Below are 653 nucleotides of genomic sequence, written 5' to 3' on the forward strand. Positions count from 1 at the left end.
TACTGAGGTTGAACTCGTGGAGTCGTAGGGGCTGACGGCTCGTCGTGCGTGCGGTAACACCGGGGCATGCGGTATCCACAAGGTGGCGGGTTGACCGCCGAACGGCAGCAGTTCCGCGAAGAGTTACGGCTCAAGGCGGCTGAGAGGTTCGCCGAGGGTGAGGCGAGCTCGGTGATCGCCAAGGACTTGCGGGTCAGCGTCCGCTCGGTGCAGCGGTGGCGGCAGATGTGGGACGAGGGCGGTCCGCGGGCTCTGCGGTCGCAGGGGCCAGCGTCACTGCCGAGGCTGAGCGAGAAGCAGTTCGCCCAGCTGGAGGCGGAGCTGGCCAAGGGGCCGGCCGCGCACGGCTGGGAAGACCAACGCTGGACCCTGAGCCGTGTGAAGACGGTGATCGGCCGGCGCTTCCACCTGACCTACACGGTCCAGGGCGTGCGCAAGCTCCTGGTGCGCAACGGCTGGTCCTGCCAGATCCCGGCCCGACGGGCCATGGAGCGGGACGACGAGGCGGTGGCCGGGTGGGTCAAGGAGGTGTGGCCCTGCGCGGAAGACTCGCGGCGGCCCGTGGAGCCTGGCTCGTCTTCGAGGACGAAGCCGGATTCTCCATGACGCCGCCGCAGGCCAAGACCTGGTCACAGCGTGGCCGGACACCAGTG

1 pseudogene is annotated in these 653 nt (G+C 69.2%); it reads left to right on the forward strand.

Features of this window, described 5'->3' with window-relative positions:
- Positions 1–66: 66 nt before the first annotated feature.
- Positions 67–653, forward strand: a pseudogene (locus QNO09_RS39630) (winged helix-turn-helix domain-containing protein); the annotation flags it as partial.

The sequence above is a fragment of the Streptomyces sp. 378 genome, assembly GCF_030124145.1.
Classification (GTDB): domain Bacteria; phylum Actinomycetota; class Actinomycetes; order Streptomycetales; family Streptomycetaceae; genus Streptomyces.